Genomic DNA, 15,517 nt, shown 5'->3' with positions numbered 1-15,517 from the left:
GACCGGGTGTCCCCGCCCCCGTCGCCGTACCGTCACAGCCTCGTCCTGATGTTCGGGCGGGGGCCGCGACGAACGAGGCCGTCCGGATAGGGTGGACGGATGACGCGAGCAGAGCAGCCAGACCGCGCCGGCGATTCCGACGCCGCACTCGTCGCGGATTCCCGGGAGCGCGCCGTCAGCGCCCTCTTGCGCCATCAGCCCCTGCGCAGGCTGTGGAGCGCACACGCCCTCGGCGGCACCGGAGACGTCCTCGCCCTCCTGGTCCTCGTCCTCCTCGGGCTGCAGGCGGCCGTCGCCGCCGGCGCGCTCGGGGGCGGCTACCGGGGCGCGGCGTTCGCCGTGGCCGCCGTCGTCGGCGCACGGCTGCTGGCCTCCGTCGTCTTCGGCGCCGTCCTCCTCGGACCGCTGACCGCGCTCACCGGACCCGGCGGCGCCCTCGACCGGCGCTGGACCATGATCGGCGCCGACGGCGTCCGGATCGCGCTGCTCGTCGCCGCGCCCCTGTGGATCGACTGGACCGGCGACGCGGCCCTCTGGTACCTCCTCGGCACCGTCTTCGTCGCCGGTGCGGCCGAGCGGCTCTGGACCATCGGCCGCGAAGGCGCCGCGCCCGCGCTGCTGCCCGCCCCGCCGCTGGAGGGCGCCGCCGTCCGGCCGCTGCCCGACCACCTCGGCGCCCTGCGCCGGCTGTCCCAGCGCACCGCCTTCCTCGCCGTCCCGGCCGCGGCCGCCGCCCTGCTCGCCGCGACCCTCGTCGGCAACCTGCTCGGCGCCGGAATCGACTGGTTCTCGCTGCACCAGGCCGCCCTCGGCTCGTACGTCGCCGCCGGGCTCTTCGCCGCCTCCGTCACCGTCGTGTACGCGATGACGCTGCCCGGCGGGGAGACGCCCCGGCCCCGTTCGCCCCTGGAGGGCCTGCGCCGGCCGACCGCCAAGGGCGCCGCCGAGGACGCGAGGCCCGCCCCCGACAAGGGCCGGACCGGCGCCCTGCAGCTGTTCGTCCTGACCTGCGCCACCGTCGCCGGGGCGATCGCCGCCGCCGCGTCCGTCGCCGTCCTCCACGCCTACGACCTCGGCGGCGGCCCCGTCACGTACGCGCTGCTGATCCTGGCGCTCAGCGGCGCCACCGCCGTCGGCATCCGCACCGCGGGCTCCGTCCTGCCCGTCCTGTCCCGGCGCCGGCTGCTCGCCCTCGCGACCGCCGTCACCGGCGTCGCCCTCATCGTCATGGGCCTGGTCCCCGACACGGCGACCGTGCTCCTCCTCGCGGTCCTCGCCGGCTACGCCGCCGGCGTCGCCGCGAACACCGGTCACCACCTCGTCGACCAGGAGACCGAGGAGCCCCGCCGGGCCCGCACCACCGAGCACCTCCAGGCCACCGCCCGCGTCGGCATCGGCGTCGGCGCGCTCGCCGCCCCCCTGCTGGCCGCCGCGATCGGCCCGCACCGCCTCGCCTCCGGCGAGTTCGTCTTCGCGCACGGCGGCGCCGCCTTCACCCTCGTCCTCGTCGGCGCGCTGCTGCTGCCGGTCGCCGCGCTCGTCCTCGCCCGGACCGACGACCGCGCCGGAGTCCCGCTCCGCCGCGACCTGCGCGACGCGCTCCGCGGCTCCGACCCGGTCCAGGCACCCTCCGCGACCGGCTTCTTCATCGCCCTGGAGGGCGGCGACGGGGCCGGCAAGTCGACCCAGGTCGAGGCGCTCGCCGAGTGGATCCGCGCCAAGGGGCACGAGGTCGTCGTCACCCGCGAGCCCGGTGCCACCCCGATCGGCAAGCGGCTCCGCTCGATCCTCCTCGACGTGTCGTCGGCGGGGCTCTCGAACCGCGCCGAGGCGCTGCTGTACGCGGCCGACCGCGCCGAGCACGTCGACTCCCTGGTCCGCCCGGCCCTGGAGCGGGGCGCGATCGTCCTCTCCGACCGGTACATCGACTCCTCCGTCGCCTACCAGGGCGCGGGCCGCGACCTCTCCCCGACCGAGATCGCCCGCATCTCGCGCTGGGCGACCAGCGGGCTCGTCCCGCACCTGACCGTCGTCCTCGACGTCTCCCCGGAGACCGCGAGGGAACGGTTCACCGAAGCCCCCGACCGCCTGGAGTCCGAGCCGCCCGAGTTCCACGCGCGCGTGCGCGCAGGCTTCCTCGCGCTCGCCGCCGCCGACCCCGGCCGCTACCTCGTGGTCGACGCCGGCCAGGAGCCCGAGGCCGTCACCACCGTCGTCCGCCACCGGCTCGACCGGATGCTGCCCCTCTCCGAGGCCGAGGTGAAGGCCGCCGAGGAGGCGCGCCGCAAGGCCGAGGAGGAGGCCCGGCGCAAGGCCGAGGAAGAGGCCGCCCGCAAGGCCGAGGAGGAGCGCCTGGAGCGCGAGCGGCAGGCCCAGCTCGCCAAGCTCCGTGCCGAGGAGGAGGAGCGCAAGCGGCGCGAGGAGGAAGAGGCGCGCCGCCTGGAGGCCGAACGCCAGGCGGAGGAGGAGCGCCGCCGGGCCGAGGAGGCCAGGATCGCGGCGGAGGAGGAGCGCAAGCGCCTCGCGGCCGAGGAGAAGGCCCGCAAGGAGGAGCAGGAGCGGCTCCGCCGGGAGGCCGAGGAGGAGGCCAGGCTGCGCGCCGAGGCCGAGGAACGCCGCCTGGAGAAGCAGCGCAAGGCCGAGGAGGCCCTGCTGCGCGCCGAGGAGGCCCGCCGGACGGCCGAGGCCGCCGCGGCCGCGAAGGCCGCGGAAGAGGCGGCGGCGAAGGCCGCCGCCGAGCAGGTCGCCGCCGCGGCAGCCGCCAGGGCCGCCGCGGAGAAGGCCGCGACGGAGAAGGCCGCGGCCGAGCGGGCCGCCGCCACCCGGGCGTCGAAGGAGAAGGCGGCCCAGGCCAAGGCGGCCGCGGAGAAGGCCGCCGCCGAGCAGGAGCGCGCCGCGGCGGAGAAGGCCGTCGCCGCGAAGACCGCCGCCGAGAAGCGGGCCGCGGCCGAGCGGAAGGCCGCCGAGGAGGCGGCCAGGGCGGCCCGCGCCGCCGACGTGTCGGCGAACGAGGTCACCGTGGCGACGCCGATCGTGAAGCCCGACGCGCCGGCCGTCTCCCCCGAGGAGATCACCGTGGCCACCCCGATCGTGCGGCCCGACGCCGACACGACGGCCGTCCTGCCGACGGTCCGGGAGCCCCGGGACGCCGACGAGACCGCGGTCCTGCCCCCCGTACGGGACGCCGGGCCCGCCCGCGGCACCCGCGCGTCCGACCCCGCCGACCGGGTCCCGCCGGGCATCTTCCGCGACGAGCCCGCCGGGAGCGGCGCGGACGAGCCGCACGGGGCCAACGACCGCACCCGCGAGCTGCCCCAGCTCGACGAGCAGGGCCGCCCCCGCCGTCGCCCCGACTGGGCCGAGGAGACCCCGCTCGACGATCTCCCGACCCTCGCGGACGAACTGTTCGGCCCGCACGAGGACGAGAGCGACGGCCGCCGCCGCTGATCTCCCCCGGTGGGGGGTGTAGCCAGCTCCACCCCCCACCGGGCAGCCTGCCCCATACCGCTGTGACCTGCGCTTTCCTAGCGTTGTCGGCATGACGACGACAGCAGTGACGGAGAGCGGGCCCGCCCTCGCCCTCGACGGCGTGAGCCGGACCTACGGCTCCGGCGCCCCCGCCCTCGACCGGGTGAGCCTGACCGTCCCGCGCGGCCGCTTCGTGGCGGTGATGGGCCGCTCCGGCTCCGGCAAGTCCACGCTGCTGCGCTGCGCGGCCGGACTCGAACGGCCGACGGCCGGAACGGTACGGATCGGGGGCACCGACCTCGCCACGCTGAAGCAGGCCGGACTCACCCGGCTCCGGCGGGACCGGATCGGCTTCGTCTTCCAGTCGCTGAACCTCGTCTCCGCCCTGAACGTCCGCGAGAACGTCACCCTCCCGCTGCTCCTCGCCGGGGCCCGCGGCGGCCGGGCGCTCGACGCCCGCGCGCTGGCCGGCCTCGCCGCCGTCGGGATGGCCGACCGGGCCGAGGACGCCCCCGAGCACCTCTCCGGCGGCCAGCGCCAGCGGGTCGCCGTCGCGCGCGCCCTCGTCAACGAGCCCGAGGTCGTCTTCGCCGACGAGCCCACCGCCGCACTCGACCCGGTCACCGCCTCCGGAGTCCTCGCCCTGCTGCGCCGCGCCGTCGACGAGCGGGGCCGCACCGTCGTCCTGGTGACCCACGACCCGGTCGCCGCGGCCTGGACGGACGAGGCCGTGTTCCTGGACTCCGGGCGGCTCGTCGGCCGCCTGGACCGCCCGGACGAGGCGGGCGTGCGCGACGCCCTGGGCGCCCGCGCCGCGGACCGGCGCAGCCTGGCGGTGGCGCGGTGAGCCGGCTCGGGAACCCGGCGGTGACCCTGCTGGCCGCACGGTCGCTGCGCGCGCACCGCTCGGCGTGGGCGGCCGTCTTCGCGGCCGTCGCCTTCACCTCGGTCCTGCTCGGCACCCTCGCCCTCGCCGTCGGTTCGACCGCCCTCGGCCACGCGCGCGTGGAGCGGTACGCGGCCGCGCCGGTCGTCGTCGCCGGTGACCAGGAGGTCCGCTGGACGGCCACCCCGTGGGGCGGCGAGCCGACCACCCAGAGGGCGGCCCTCACCGAGCGGGTGCCCGTCCCGCGCGCGGCCGTCGACGTCGTCCGCGCGGTCCCGGGCGTCCGCGCCGCCGTGCCGGACGACACGTTCGCCGTACGGGAGGCCGGACCGTCCGACGGGGCGGGAGCGGCGGCCGGCGGGCCCCGGACCCGCACCGGGCGCTCCTGGGACGCCGCCGCGCTCGCCCCGTACCGGCTGCTCGACGGGCGCGCGCCGCGCACGGCGGGAGAGGTGGTCGCGGGAACGGGTGCCGGTGCCGGGACCGCCCTGAGGGTCGGGGACACCGTGGCCGGGCGGACGGTCGTCGGCGTGGCCGAGGGACCGGCCGCGCTGTACTTCACCGCCGCGGAGGCGCGCAGGCTCGCCGGGCACCCGGGGACCGTGGACGCCGTCGGGGTCCTCGCCGAGCCGGGCCTGCCCGTGGACACCCTCCACGCGCGCGTGCGGGCCGCCCTGGACACCGCGGGCCTGCGGGACACCGCCGCCGGCCGGCCGCTCCGGGCGTTCACCGGCGACGGCCGCGGCGACGCCGAACACCTCGCCGCCCGGCCCGCCCGGTCCGAGCTCCTCCAGCTGCTCGCCGCGGTCTCCGGGACCGTCGTCCTCGTCGCCGTCCTCGTCCTCGCCTCACTCGTCGCGCAGGCGCTCCGGCAGCGCGCCGGTGAACGGGAACTGCTGCTCGCCGCCGGTGCGACGCCCCGTCAGGTGCGGTCCGCGGCCGGCCGGGAGGCGGCCCGGGTGGCGGCCGGCTCGGCCCTGTTCGGCGCCCTCGTGGCCGTCCCCGCCTTCCCCGCCCTGTGGTCGGCGCTGCGGGACCGCACCGGAGTCGTCCCCGAGGGCCTCGAACTCCCGGTACCGCCCTGGCTGTTCGCCGGCCTGACGGTCGTCGTCGCCGTCGTCGTGGGGCTCGCCCGGCTCGTCGCCCTCGGGGCGACCCGGCGGCCCGGCCGCGCGGGGAAGGGCTCCGCCCGCCGGATCTGCGGCATCGCGCTGCTCGTGCTCGGCGCGGCCGCCGCCGGCACCGCCACGGCCCAGGGCGGCGAGGCGGCCGGGGCCGCCGCCGGAGCGGCCACGGTGACCCTCGTCGCGGGCTGCGCCCTGCTCGGACCGTGGATCGCGCGGGCCGCCATGACCGTCCTCGACCGGCCCCTCCGGTGGCTCGGCGGCGCGCCCGGACGGATCACGGCCGCCGGCGCGACCGCGCACTCGCGCCGCCTCGGCGCCGCGCTCGTCCCGGTCGTCCTCGTCACCGCCTTCGCCCTCGTGCAGCTCTCGGCGGGCACGACCATGGAACGGGCCGCGGCCTCCCAGGCGCGGGCGGCGACCACCGCGGACCTCGCGTTCACCGGCACGACCGCCGACCGGGTCCGGCGGCTGCCGGGCGTGAGGTCGGCCACCGACGTGCTGCGTTCGACCGTCGTCGTCGCCCGGACGCAGGCCGGCACCCCGCGCCTCGACCGGCTCCCCGTCCTCGGCGTGGACGCCGCCGGCCTCCCGGGGACCCTCGACCCCGGCGTCGTCGCGGGCGATCTGGCCGGTCTCGGCCGGCCCGGCACGGTCGCCGTCGGCGCCGACATGGCCGACTCCCTGGACGCGCGCCCCGGTTCGACCGTGGAGCTTCGGCTCGGCGACGGCACCCCGAGGCGGCTCCGCGTCGTGGCGGTGTACGAACGGTCCCTCGCCCTCGGTGAGTTCCTGCTGCCCGCGGCCGAACTGGCCCCCCACATGAGCGATCCGTACCCCGCGCGCGTGCTGGCCGCGACGGAGGCGGGCACCACGGGCGGCCCGGGCGTCGCTCCCGAACAGGTGACGCCGCCCGGGGCCGAGCTGAACGGGATCGTGTCGGCCGTCGTCGTCGGTGCCGTCGGCGGACTCACCGTCCTCTCCGTCCTCAGCACCCTCTCCCTCATCGGCGCCGGACGGCGCGGCGAGCTGGCGCTGCTGCGCCAGGTGGGGGCCTCGGCCGGTCAACTGCGCCGGATGCTGGGCCTGGAGGCCGGTTTCCTCACGGCCACCGGCCTGCTCGTCGGCACCGTCGTGGCCGCCCTCCCCCTCGCCGCCTTCGCCTGGGCCCTCACCGGCGGCCCGCCGACCCTGGCACCCGCCCAGGCGGGTCTGATCGCCGGGACCGTGGTGGTCACCGTGGCCGCAGGAACCTTCCTGCCCGCCTCGGGGCGACGGGCGGGCCGGTGAGGCCGGAGCGGGGGAGCGCCGAAGGCACGGGGCGCCGGGTGAGCCCGGCGCCCCGCGCCCGTCAGGCGTCGAGGTAGGCGAGGACGGCGAGGACCCGGCGGTGGCCGCCGCTGTCGGTCGGCGGCAGGCCGAGCTTCGTGAAGACGTTGCCGATGTGCTTGTGCACGGCCCGCTCGGTGACCACCATCGAGCGGGCGATCGTGGCGTTGTCGTGGCCCTGCGCCATGAGCTCCAGGACCTCGCGCTCCCGGGGCGTGAGGGACTCCAGCGGGTCGTCGCGGCGGCGGGCCAGCAGCTCGGTGACGACCTCCGGGTCCAGGGCCGTACCCCCGGAGGCGACGCGTTCCAGGGCGTCCAGGAACTCGTCCACCCGCCCCACCCGGTCCTTCAGCAGGTAGCCGACGCCCCGCGCGCCGCCGCCCAGCAGCTCCGCCGCGTACGTCTCCTCCACGTACTGGGACAGGACCAGGACCGGCAGGTCCGGCAGCCGCTCGCGGGCCGCGAGCGCCGCCCGCAGCCCCTCGTCGCGGAAGCCGGGCGGGAGCCGCACGTCGAGCACGGCCACGTCCGGCCGGTGCTCCAGGAGCAGCGGAAGGATCTCCGGCCCGGTCGCCGCGACCCCGGCGACCTCATGGCCCGAGGAGGTCAGCAGCAGCACCAGGCCCTCCCTCAGGAGGGCGTTGTCCTCGGCGATCACCACACGCACGGAAGCTCCACTTCGATCACGGTCGGGCCCCCTTCGGGGCTGGTCAGTCGTACGGTTCCGTCGAGCGCGGCGACCCGGCGGCGCATGCCCGTCAGTCCCGAGCCGGCGCCCTCGCCGGTCTCGGCGCCGCCCCGGCCCTCGTCCCGCACGCGCACGCGCAGCGCCGTCCGTTCGCGGTCCAGGGCGACGGAGGCGCGCTCCGCGCCGCTGTGCTTGGCGGCGTTCGTCAGGGCCTCGGCGACCACGAAGTAGGCGGCCGCCTCGACGGCGGCGGGCGCGCGCGGACCCGGACCGTCCGCGGCGTGGTCCTCCAGGCCCGTCACCGTCACCGCCACCTCCAGGCCGCTGCCGGCGGCGAGGGCCCGGACCGCGCCCGTCAGACCGCGGTCGGTGAGGATCGGCGGGTGGATGCCGCGCACCACGTGCCGCAGCTCGGCCAGCGCCTCCTCGGCCTGCGTCTGGGCGTCGTCCAGGAGCTTGCGGGCCGTCGCCGGGTCGGAGTCGTACGCCCGCCGGGCCAGCCCGATCCGCATGGAGAGCGCCACGAGCCGGGCCTGCGCCCCGTCGTGCAGGTCCCGTTCGATCCGGCGCAGCTCGGCGCCGTGCGCGGCGACCGCGCCCGCGCGGGTGGCCGTCAGCTGCTCGATGCGGGCGGCCAGGGCGGCGTCCCGGGCGGCCGAGGGTGCGGGCGTGAGCAGGGCGCGCGACCAGCCGCACCCCAGGTCGGCGAGTCGGCCGAGCAGCGGCAGGGTCACCGGCCTTCGGCCCGCGAGCCCCGTCCACACCCCGTCGACCAGGACCGCGCACACCGCGAGCACGAGCGAGGCGCACCACAGGGCCATGCCGTACACCGCCTGCGCGGCCGCCCAGATCAGGTCCCGGCGGGTTCCCGGGTCGGTGACGGCCGTCCGCACGCGTGCGGGGAGCGGTCCGTCGAGCGGCAGGTACGCCTCGGGCAGGGGCGTCCCGGTCCACGCGCCCGTGCGCCGCCGTTCCCACCCCGCGATCCGGCGCAGCAGCAGCACGCTCTCGGGCAGCACCCCCGCGCCGACCACCGTGAGGGTGAGGAAGGCGGTGAAGAGGGCCAGCCCCGCGAGCAGCAGGCAGACGACCGCGATCCCGGCCCCCATGAGGAGCCGGAACCACGCCCGGGCCGCGTCCTTGATCGCTTCACGCATGCGGCCAGGTTAGGCGGGCGGCGCGGGGCGGCACGGTGGAGCAGGCTCCACCATCGGCCGGGGGGCGCGCACCGCTGTGCGCGGGCGCCGCGACGACGATGATCGAACTCGTACCGAACACGTCGCTCCACCCCTTCCCCGGAGGTCCCCATGAGGTTCCTGTTCTGGCTCCTGCTCGCCGCCGGCGCCCTCTCCAACGTCTGGATCAACGTCGTCGCCGGCTACTCCGGCGCCGCCCACGTCGCCGCGAGCGTCTGCTCCGGCGCGGCCGTCATCGGCGCCGCCGTCGGCCTGTGGCTGACCCGCACCCGCGACGCCGCCTGACCCCCGTACGCCCGCCGCACCGCGCCCGTCCGCCCACCCGCACCGCGCCCGCACCGCGCCCGGCCGGACGGCTTGCCGGGCGGGGCTGTCAGCGGACTGCCCCACAATGGAGGGCGTACCTGAGGAGGGGCAGACATGGCCGTATGGGACGACCTGGTCGGACAGGCGCGGGTCGAGGAGCAGCTCGCCGCCGCCGCGCGCGACGCCGACGCGCTCGTGACCGCCCATGCCGCCGGGGAGCCCGCCCCCGAGGCGTCGAAGATGACCCACGCCTGGCTCTTCACCGGCCCCCCGGGGTCCGGCCGGGAGACCGCGGCGCGGGCGTTCGCCGCCGCGCTGCAGTGCGTGAGCCCCGACCGGGCGCTCGGCGGGGTGCCGGGCTGCGGGTTCTGCACCGGCTGCCACACCGCGCTGGTCGGCACCCACGCCGACGTCAGCACGGTCTCCGCGGTCGGCACCGAGATCCTCGTGCGCGACATGCGCGACACCGTCCGCAAGTCGTACACGGCCCCGGCGAACGGCCGCTGGCAGATCATCCTGGTCACCGACGCCGAGCGGCTGAACGAGAAGTCGGCCAACGCCGTCCTGAAGGCCGTCGAGGAACCGGCCCCCCGCACGGTCTGGCTGCTGTGCGCGCCCTCCCTGGAGGACGTGCTCCCCACCATCCGCTCCCGCTGCCGGAACCTGAACCTCAGCACCCCGTCGGTGGAGGCCGTCGCCGACGTCCTCATCCGGCGCGACGGCATCGAGCCCGAGACGGCCCACGCCGCCGCCCGCGCAACCCAGGGCCACATCGACCGGGCCCGCCGGCTCGCCACCGACGCCTCGGCCCGCGCGCGCCGGGCCGCCGTCCTCAGGCTGCCGCTGCGGATCGACGACATCGGCGGCTGCCTCAAGGCCGCCCAGGAGCTGATCGACACGGCCGCGGAGGACGCCAAGCAGGTCGCCGAGGAGGTCGACACCCGCGAGACCGAGGAGCTGAAGGCCGCCCTCGGCGCCGTGCAGGGCGGCCGCATGCCCCGGGGCACCGCCGGCGTCATGAAGGACCTGGAGGAGCAGCAGAAGCGCCGCCGGAGGCGGACCCAGATCGACAGCCTGGACCTCGCCCTCACCGACCTGACCGGCTTCTACCGCGACGTCCTGGCGCTCCAGCTCCGCTCCCGCACCGCCCTGGCCAACACCGACGTCCAGGACGCCGTGGAGCGCATCGCCCGCGAGACCACCCCCGAGCGGACCCTGCGCCGCATCGAGGCCGTCCTGGCCTGCCGCGAGGCCCTCGACCGCAACGTGGCCCCGCTGCTCGCCGTCGAGGCGATGACGATGGCGCTGCGCGGCTGAGAAGGGGTCCCCACCGGGGCGGTCGTGTGGGCGTTCGGGCGATTGGACACGATCCGTACCCGTCCCGATACGCTCCGGGAATGGACTCCAGGCGTTTGCTCCGCATCTCCGCCACGGCCCTCGCGGCCGCCGGGCTGATCCTCTCCGGCTGCACGGGCGGAAGCGACGCCGCCGCGTCCCGCACCACCCCCTCGGCCCCCTCGGCGACCGGCTCCTCCGCCGCCCCGGCCGCGGTCGCGCTGCCGAAGCGGTACGCCGCGCAGAAGCTCGCCTGGCGCGACTGCGGCGTCACCGGCTTCCAGTGCGCGACCCTCCTCGCCCCGCTCGACTACGACGATCCGGAGGCCGGCGACATCAAGCTGGCCGTCTCGCGCATCCGCGCCACCGGACCCGGCAAGCGGATCGGCTCGCTCCTCGTGAACCCCGGCGGCCCGGGCGGCTCCGCGGTCGGCTACCTCCAGGGGTACGCGGGCATCGGCTACCCGGCCCCCGTCCGCGCCCGCTACGACATGGTGGCCGTCGACCCGCGCGGCGTCGCCCGCAGCGAACCCGTCGACTGTCTGACGGGCCCGCAGATGGACACGTACACCCAGGTCGACCAGACGCCCGACGACGCGGCCGAGATCAACGTGCTCAGCGCCGCCTTCAAGACGTTCGCGGCGGGCTGCCGGGCGAAGTCCGGCGCCGTCCTGCCGCACGTCTCCACCGTCGACACCGCCCGCGACATGGACATCCTGCGCGCGGTCCTCGGCGACCGGAAGCTCTCCTACGTGGGCGCGTCCTACGGCACCTTCCTGGGCGCCACCTACGCCGAGCTCTTCCCCGACCGGGTCGGCCGCCTCGTCCTCGACGGCGCGATGGACCCCTCCCTCCCCGCGATCGACCTCAACCGCGACCAGACCGCCGGCTTCGAGACCGCCTTCCGGGCCTTCGCCGCCGACTGCATCCGCAAGACCGACTGCCCCCTGGGCACCGAGTCGGTCGACGCGGCGAGCGCGGCGCTCAAGAAGTTCTTCCGCGACGTCGACGCCAAGCCCGTGCCGACCGGCGAGAGCCGCGACCTCGGCGAGTCCCTCGCCACCACCGGCGTGATCGCGGCGATGTACGACGAGGCCGCCTGGCCCCAGCTCCGCGAGGCCCTCACCCGGGCCATGGGCGGCGACGGCTCCGGCCTCCTCGCCCTGGCCGACAGCTACTACGAGCGCGAGGCGGACGGCACCTACGCCAACCTGATGTTCGCGAACGCCGCCGTCAACTGCCTCGACCTCCCGCCCGCCTACTCCGGCCCCGCCGACGTCCAGAAGGCCGTCCCGTCCTTCGAGAAGGCGTCCCCCGTCTTCGGCGAGGGCCTCGCCTGGGCCGCCCTCAACTGCACCTACTGGCCCACCCCCGCCACCGGCCGCCCCCACCGCATCACCGCCGACGGCGCCGCCCCCATCCTCGTCGTCGGCACCACCCGCGACCCCGCCACCCCGTACCACTGGGCCCGCTCCCTCGCCGACCAGCTCTCCTCCGGCACCCTCCTCACCTACGAGGGCGACGGCCACACCGCCTACGGCCGCGGCAGCGACTGCATCGACACCGCCATCAACGCCTACCTCCTCGACGGCACCCCTCCCCGCGACGGAAAGCGCTGCTCATAGCCCCGATCCGCCCCCCGACCGCCCCTGGTCGGACCACCCCCGGAAACTGTGTAGACTTGGCCGCGCTGCTGCACCCAAGCTGGGTCCACACAGCACGCCGCCTTAGCTCAGTTGGCCAGAGCAACGCACTCGTAATGCGTAGGTCTCGGGTTCGAATCCCGAAGGCGGCTCAGAGGAAGACCAGGTCGGACACTGTCCGGCCTGGTCTTTTCTGTTGTCGCGGTGGGGTCAGGGGGCGGCGGTGATCTGCCAGGCGATCATGCCGGTGGAGCCGGGGGCCGCGGTGATGTCGAGGGGGAGTTCGGCGGGGGCGTCGTCGACGCGGCGGTCGGTGGAGACGCCGTCGCAGGGGACGGGGCGGGGGGCGAGGCCGGCGAGGGTGACGTGGACGTCGCCGGTGCCGACGCAGACGACGGAGACCGTGTAGGCGCGGCCCTTGCGGAGCGGGGGGCGGGCGTGGACGCCGTCGGGGACCCGCTCCAGTCCGGACACCACGAAGTCGGGGTCGTCGGGGGAGATCGTCTCCAGGGCGGCCTGGGCGCTCCGGCCCTGGGCCTCCTCCTGCGATGCGGTGGGGGAGGAGCGCGGTGCGGCGGACGTCGGCGGGGCGGCCGGCGGAGTGCCGCCTCCGGTGCACCCGGTGGCCAGGAGACAGAGGGCTGCCAGGGCCGCGGCCGCGGTGAGCGGTGGGCGCGGTGCCCGGAGCGAGAGACGGGTGTCGAAGATGGACCACTGCACGGAAAGCCCCCCGGAGCCGTAGTGGAGGCGGGGCGATGGGCCGTCCCGCTCGGAGACCGTAACCGGGGGCGCGGGGGCGGGGGCGGGGGAAAGTGATCTTCTGAGCAAGAATTGAGGGAGGCGGGGGCGGGGCGTCCGGGGTCAACCGGCCTGGCCCGAGGCGGCTTTCGGCGGCCGGAGGGCGTGCGGAGCGGGGTGGTCGCGTTCCTGTTGGGCGAGGAGGTAGCCGGCCTGGAAACGGGATTCGGCGCCGAGGGTGGACATGACGTCGGCGACGTGGCGGCGGCAGCTGCGGACGGAGAGGCCGAGGCGGCGGGCGATGGCGGCGTCCGTGAGGCCCTCGGTGAGGAGGCGGACGATGGTCTGCTTGAGCTCGTCGGAGATGTCCATGATGGTCTGCCGGTCCCACTCGGTCTCGAACGGCAGCGCTTCGAGCCAGAGGTGTTCGTAGGTGGCCACCATGAAGGCGACGACGTGCGGTTCGCGGATCAGGACCGCGGCCTGGGGGTCGTCGGGGACGGGGATCACGGCGGTGGTGCGGTCGAAGACGAGCATCCGCGTGAACTCGTCGTCCAGGGTGCGGACCTGGGCGCCGAGCCGGCCGACCCGTTCCACGTAGGCGCAGGTGCCCGCGGAGAAGCGGGCGGTGTGCTGGTAGAGCATGTGCATGCGGACGCCGCGCCGCAGGAGTTCCTCGTCGCGGGCGACGGCCTCCTCCAGGACCTCGGCGCGGCGGCCCCCGCCCGGCTGGGCGGTGAGGACCTCGCGCTCGCAGGTGCGGCCGAGTTCGGTGATGGCCTCGCGGACCGAGCGGAGGTCGGTGAGCAGTTCGACGGGCTCCGTCTGCCGCAGGTGGGTCAGCCGGCGCTGGTGCGACTCGTAGAGCGGCATGAAGGCCATCAGCTGCTCCCGGCTGCGCTCCATGTGCCGGCGGCGGGCGCGCATCTCGCGCTCCAGGGGGCCGAGGGTGCGCTGGACGGCCTCGTCGGGTGCGACGGGCAGCACGGTCCGCTCCGGGGTGCGGCGCAGCAGGCCCATGTCGAGGAGGGCGGAGACGGCCGACTCGACCCGGGCGAGGGGGAGGCGGAGTTCCTCGGCGAGTTCGGCGGGGTGGGCCGCGGGCCGGGCCGGGTCGCGGTCGAGGACGCAGCCGTAGACCCGGGCCGACGGATCGTCCTCGGCGGCCGGTTCGGCGGCGGGCGGTGCGGGGAGCGCGGTCCCCGGTTCGGCCTCCCGGGCCCTTCGTACGGTCCTGGCACCCGGTCGATTGTCGGTTATCGACACTTTGTCCCCCGTTTGTCATGGCGTCCTCTTGCTGCCATGCAGCCTCATGAGCCATGCGCTCGAGCCCGTTGGCGTGCACTCGCGGGATACGTTCGTCCCACCGCCCGCAAGGTCAAAGCTCACCAAAGCTCGCACAGCCCGTGAAGCTCGCAAGCCGTCACAGACCATCACCACCTCCTCGTGACCTCCTCGCGGCGCCCTCGTGGCGCCCCCTCGCGGAAAGAGACCTCCCGACATGAAGCGGCGGACCCGCAGCAGCCTCCTCGCCACCACGCTGATCACCGGCCTCGCGGGCCTGGCCGCCGTCTCCGTGGCCCGGGCCGACGGCGGCACCGGCGGCCGTGACACCGGGTGGGGCGCGAGCGTCCTGAGCGGCACGTACGGCGCCGACGGCACCGGGCGGGGCGCGCCGGTCGCCGGTCCGGGCACGAACGACACCGGCTGGGGATGAGGATGACCCTGCTCGACTGCACCCTGCGCACCGGCGGGCAGCTCACCGGCGGCCCCCTGGCCCCCGCGCTGGCCGCCGACTACCTCGCGGTCTGCGCGCGGATCGGCGTCGACGTCGTCGAGCTGGGCACCGTCCACGACCCCGCCGGCCCCGGAGCGCCGATCGGCGACCTGCTGCCGGTCCCGCTGCCCGCCGACCACGACGAGCGGTACGGTCCGCGCTTCTCCGTCCTGCTCGACACCGCCCTCCTGCCCGTCACGGACTCCGCCGCGACGGCGTCCGCCGGCCGGATCGCCGAGGCGCTCGCCGACGGGTCCGTCCCCGTCGGACTGGTGCGGATCGCCGTCCGGTACGACCGGGTGGCGCGCGCCGCGGCCCCGCTGCACCGGCTGCGGGAGGCCGGGCTGGGCGTCTGTCTCCTCCTCACCGACGTCGACCTCGCCTCCTACCGGGAACTCGACCGATGTCTGGGCGAGACCGCGGCGCTCGGCCCCCTCGACGCCGTGTTCCTCGTCGACTCGCTCGGCTCGTTCCGCCCGGAGCGGGTCATCGAACTCGTCCAGTCCGCACGGGCCGCCGTCGCCGCCCCGATCGGCATCCACGCCCACGACAACCAGGGCTTCGCCCTGCACAACACGGTCGTCGCGGGCAGCGCGGGCGCCACCTGGCAGGACAGCGCCGTGTACGGGATCGGTCCGGGCGCCGGGCTGACCCGCACCGAGCAGCTGCTCGCCCTGCTGGGCGCCGCGCCCGCCGACCTCACGCCCCTGCTCGCGCTCATCGCCACCCATGTCGCCCCGCTGAAGCGGCGGTACGGGTGGGGTGCCGGGCCCCGCCAGGTGATGGCGGGCCTCGCCCGCATCCCGGTCTCGGCGGTGCGCGGGCTCGACCCCCGGGAGGACCGGGACAGACCGCCCGCCGGCTGAGCCGGGACCGGACGGCCGGCCCGGGGCCGAGCCGGACCGGGAGCGCCGCCCGCGCCCTCGCACCCCACGCCGCCCCGACCCCGGAAGCCACCCGTACCCACCCCGGCCTCCGGAGCCCGGAAAGCCCCTCACCCCACCCGACCTCCGGCCCCCCGAGCCGC

The 15,517-nt window shown here is 76.6% G+C and carries 12 protein-coding genes and 1 tRNA gene; 9 read left to right on the top strand and 4 right to left on the bottom strand.

Going from position 1 to position 15,517, the window contains the following annotated elements:
* The first annotated feature begins 99 nt into the window (after positions 1-99).
* From tmk to ACZ60W_RS13580, 3 genes are all read left to right on the top strand, one after another.
* Entirely contained in the window at positions 100-3,447 is a 3,348-nt protein-coding gene (gene tmk / locus ACZ60W_RS13590) for a dTMP kinase (protein ID WP_469755494.1), read from the top strand.
* A gap of 91 nt (positions 3,448-3,538) precedes the next feature.
* Positions 3,539-4,315 carry an ABC transporter ATP-binding protein gene (locus ACZ60W_RS13585; RefSeq protein ID WP_469755493.1) on the top strand — a complete coding sequence of 259 codons (777 nt, stop codon included), beginning with the start codon at positions 3,539-3,541 and terminating at the stop codon, positions 4,313-4,315.
* The gene (locus ACZ60W_RS13580; RefSeq protein WP_469755492.1) at positions 4,312-6,768 is read left to right on the top strand and encodes an FtsX-like permease family protein; all 2,457 of its coding nucleotides are present in this window, start codon (positions 4,312-4,314) and stop codon (positions 6,766-6,768) included. Before ACZ60W_RS13585 ends, ACZ60W_RS13580 begins: the two co-directional genes overlap by 4 nt.
* Before the next feature lie 61 nt (positions 6,769-6,829).
* On the opposite strand, the gene ACZ60W_RS13575 is transcribed toward ACZ60W_RS13580, so the two are convergent.
* On the bottom strand, positions 6,830-7,474 hold the full coding sequence (locus ACZ60W_RS13575) for a LuxR C-terminal-related transcriptional regulator (protein ID WP_469755491.1): 645 nt from the start codon (positions 7,472-7,474) through the stop codon (positions 6,830-6,832).
* A complete protein-coding gene (locus tag ACZ60W_RS13570; protein WP_469755490.1) occupies positions 7,462-8,652 on the bottom strand; it encodes a sensor histidine kinase in 1,191 nt (396 codons plus the stop codon). The genes ACZ60W_RS13575 and ACZ60W_RS13570 overlap by 13 nt, the downstream gene beginning before the upstream one ends.
* A 150-nt stretch (positions 8,653-8,802) precedes the next feature.
* Here ACZ60W_RS13570 and ACZ60W_RS13565 point away from each other — a divergent pair, with 150 nt between their 5' ends.
* The 4 genes from ACZ60W_RS13565 (at position 8,803) to ACZ60W_RS13550 (ending at position 12,127) form a co-directional block, all read left to right on the top strand.
* Entirely contained in the window at positions 8,803-8,976 is a 174-nt protein-coding gene (locus ACZ60W_RS13565; RefSeq protein WP_469755489.1) for a hypothetical protein, read from the top strand.
* A gap of 135 nt (positions 8,977-9,111) precedes the next feature.
* On the top strand, positions 9,112-10,314 hold the full coding sequence (locus ACZ60W_RS13560; protein WP_469755488.1) for a DNA polymerase III subunit delta': 1,203 nt from the start codon (positions 9,112-9,114) through the stop codon (positions 10,312-10,314).
* A gap of 80 nt (positions 10,315-10,394) precedes the next feature.
* Positions 10,395-11,957 carry an alpha/beta hydrolase gene (locus tag ACZ60W_RS13555; protein WP_469755487.1) on the top strand — a complete coding sequence of 521 codons (1,563 nt, stop codon included), beginning with the start codon at positions 10,395-10,397 and terminating at the stop codon, positions 11,955-11,957.
* A 96-nt stretch (positions 11,958-12,053) separates the two neighbouring features.
* Positions 12,054-12,127 (top strand) — tRNA-Thr (locus tag ACZ60W_RS13550).
* Between the two features lie 58 nt (positions 12,128-12,185).
* Here ACZ60W_RS13550 and ACZ60W_RS13545 read toward each other — a convergent pair.
* Positions 12,186-12,695: a hypothetical protein gene (locus tag ACZ60W_RS13545; protein ID WP_469755486.1), complete on the bottom strand. Its 510-nt coding sequence runs from the start codon at positions 12,693-12,695 to the stop codon at positions 12,186-12,188.
* Between the two features lie 141 nt (positions 12,696-12,836).
* Positions 12,837-13,979 (bottom strand): LuxR C-terminal-related transcriptional regulator, encoded by a 1,143-nt coding sequence (locus tag ACZ60W_RS13540; RefSeq protein ID WP_469755485.1) that lies wholly within the window; start codon positions 13,977-13,979, stop codon positions 12,837-12,839.
* A 235-nt stretch (positions 13,980-14,214) separates the two neighbouring features.
* On the opposite strand from ACZ60W_RS13540, the gene ACZ60W_RS13535 reads away from it, so the two are divergent.
* Together ACZ60W_RS13535 and ACZ60W_RS13530 are read left to right on the top strand one after the other, a co-directional pair.
* A complete protein-coding gene (locus tag ACZ60W_RS13535; protein ID WP_469755484.1) occupies positions 14,215-14,430 on the top strand; it encodes a hypothetical protein in 216 nt (71 codons plus the stop codon).
* Between the two features lie 2 nt (positions 14,431-14,432).
* Complete coding sequence (locus ACZ60W_RS13530) at positions 14,433-15,356, top strand: beta/alpha barrel domain-containing protein (protein ID WP_469755483.1); 924 nt, start codon at positions 14,433-14,435, stop codon at positions 15,354-15,356.
* Positions 15,357-15,517 lie beyond the last annotated feature (161 nt).

Source organism: Streptomyces sp. NPDC104202 (assembly GCF_055584185.1).
Note: the sequence above shows the minus strand (reverse complement) of the source record. Positions and strands in the feature narration are given on the sequence as shown.

Coding starts and splice junctions, on each gene's coding strand:
- ACZ60W_RS13535 (WP_469755484.1), top strand. CDS start 14,215: ATGAAGCGGCGGACCCGCAGCAGCCTCCTCGCCACCACGCTGATCACC.
- ACZ60W_RS13530 (WP_469755483.1), top strand. CDS start 14,433: ATGACCCTGCTCGACTGCACCCTGCGCACCGGCGGGCAGCTCACCGGC.
- ACZ60W_RS13555 (WP_469755487.1), top strand. CDS start 10,395: ATGGACTCCAGGCGTTTGCTCCGCATCTCCGCCACGGCCCTCGCGGCC.
- ACZ60W_RS13570 (WP_469755490.1), bottom strand. CDS start 8,652: ATGCGTGAAGCGATCAAGGACGCGGCCCGGGCGTGGTTCCGGCTCCTC.
- tmk (WP_469755494.1), top strand. CDS start 100: ATGACGCGAGCAGAGCAGCCAGACCGCGCCGGCGATTCCGACGCCGCA.
- ACZ60W_RS13560 (WP_469755488.1), top strand. CDS start 9,112: ATGGCCGTATGGGACGACCTGGTCGGACAGGCGCGGGTCGAGGAGCAG.
- ACZ60W_RS13565 (WP_469755489.1), top strand. CDS start 8,803: ATGAGGTTCCTGTTCTGGCTCCTGCTCGCCGCCGGCGCCCTCTCCAAC.
- ACZ60W_RS13585 (WP_469755493.1), top strand. CDS start 3,539: ATGACGACGACAGCAGTGACGGAGAGCGGGCCCGCCCTCGCCCTCGAC.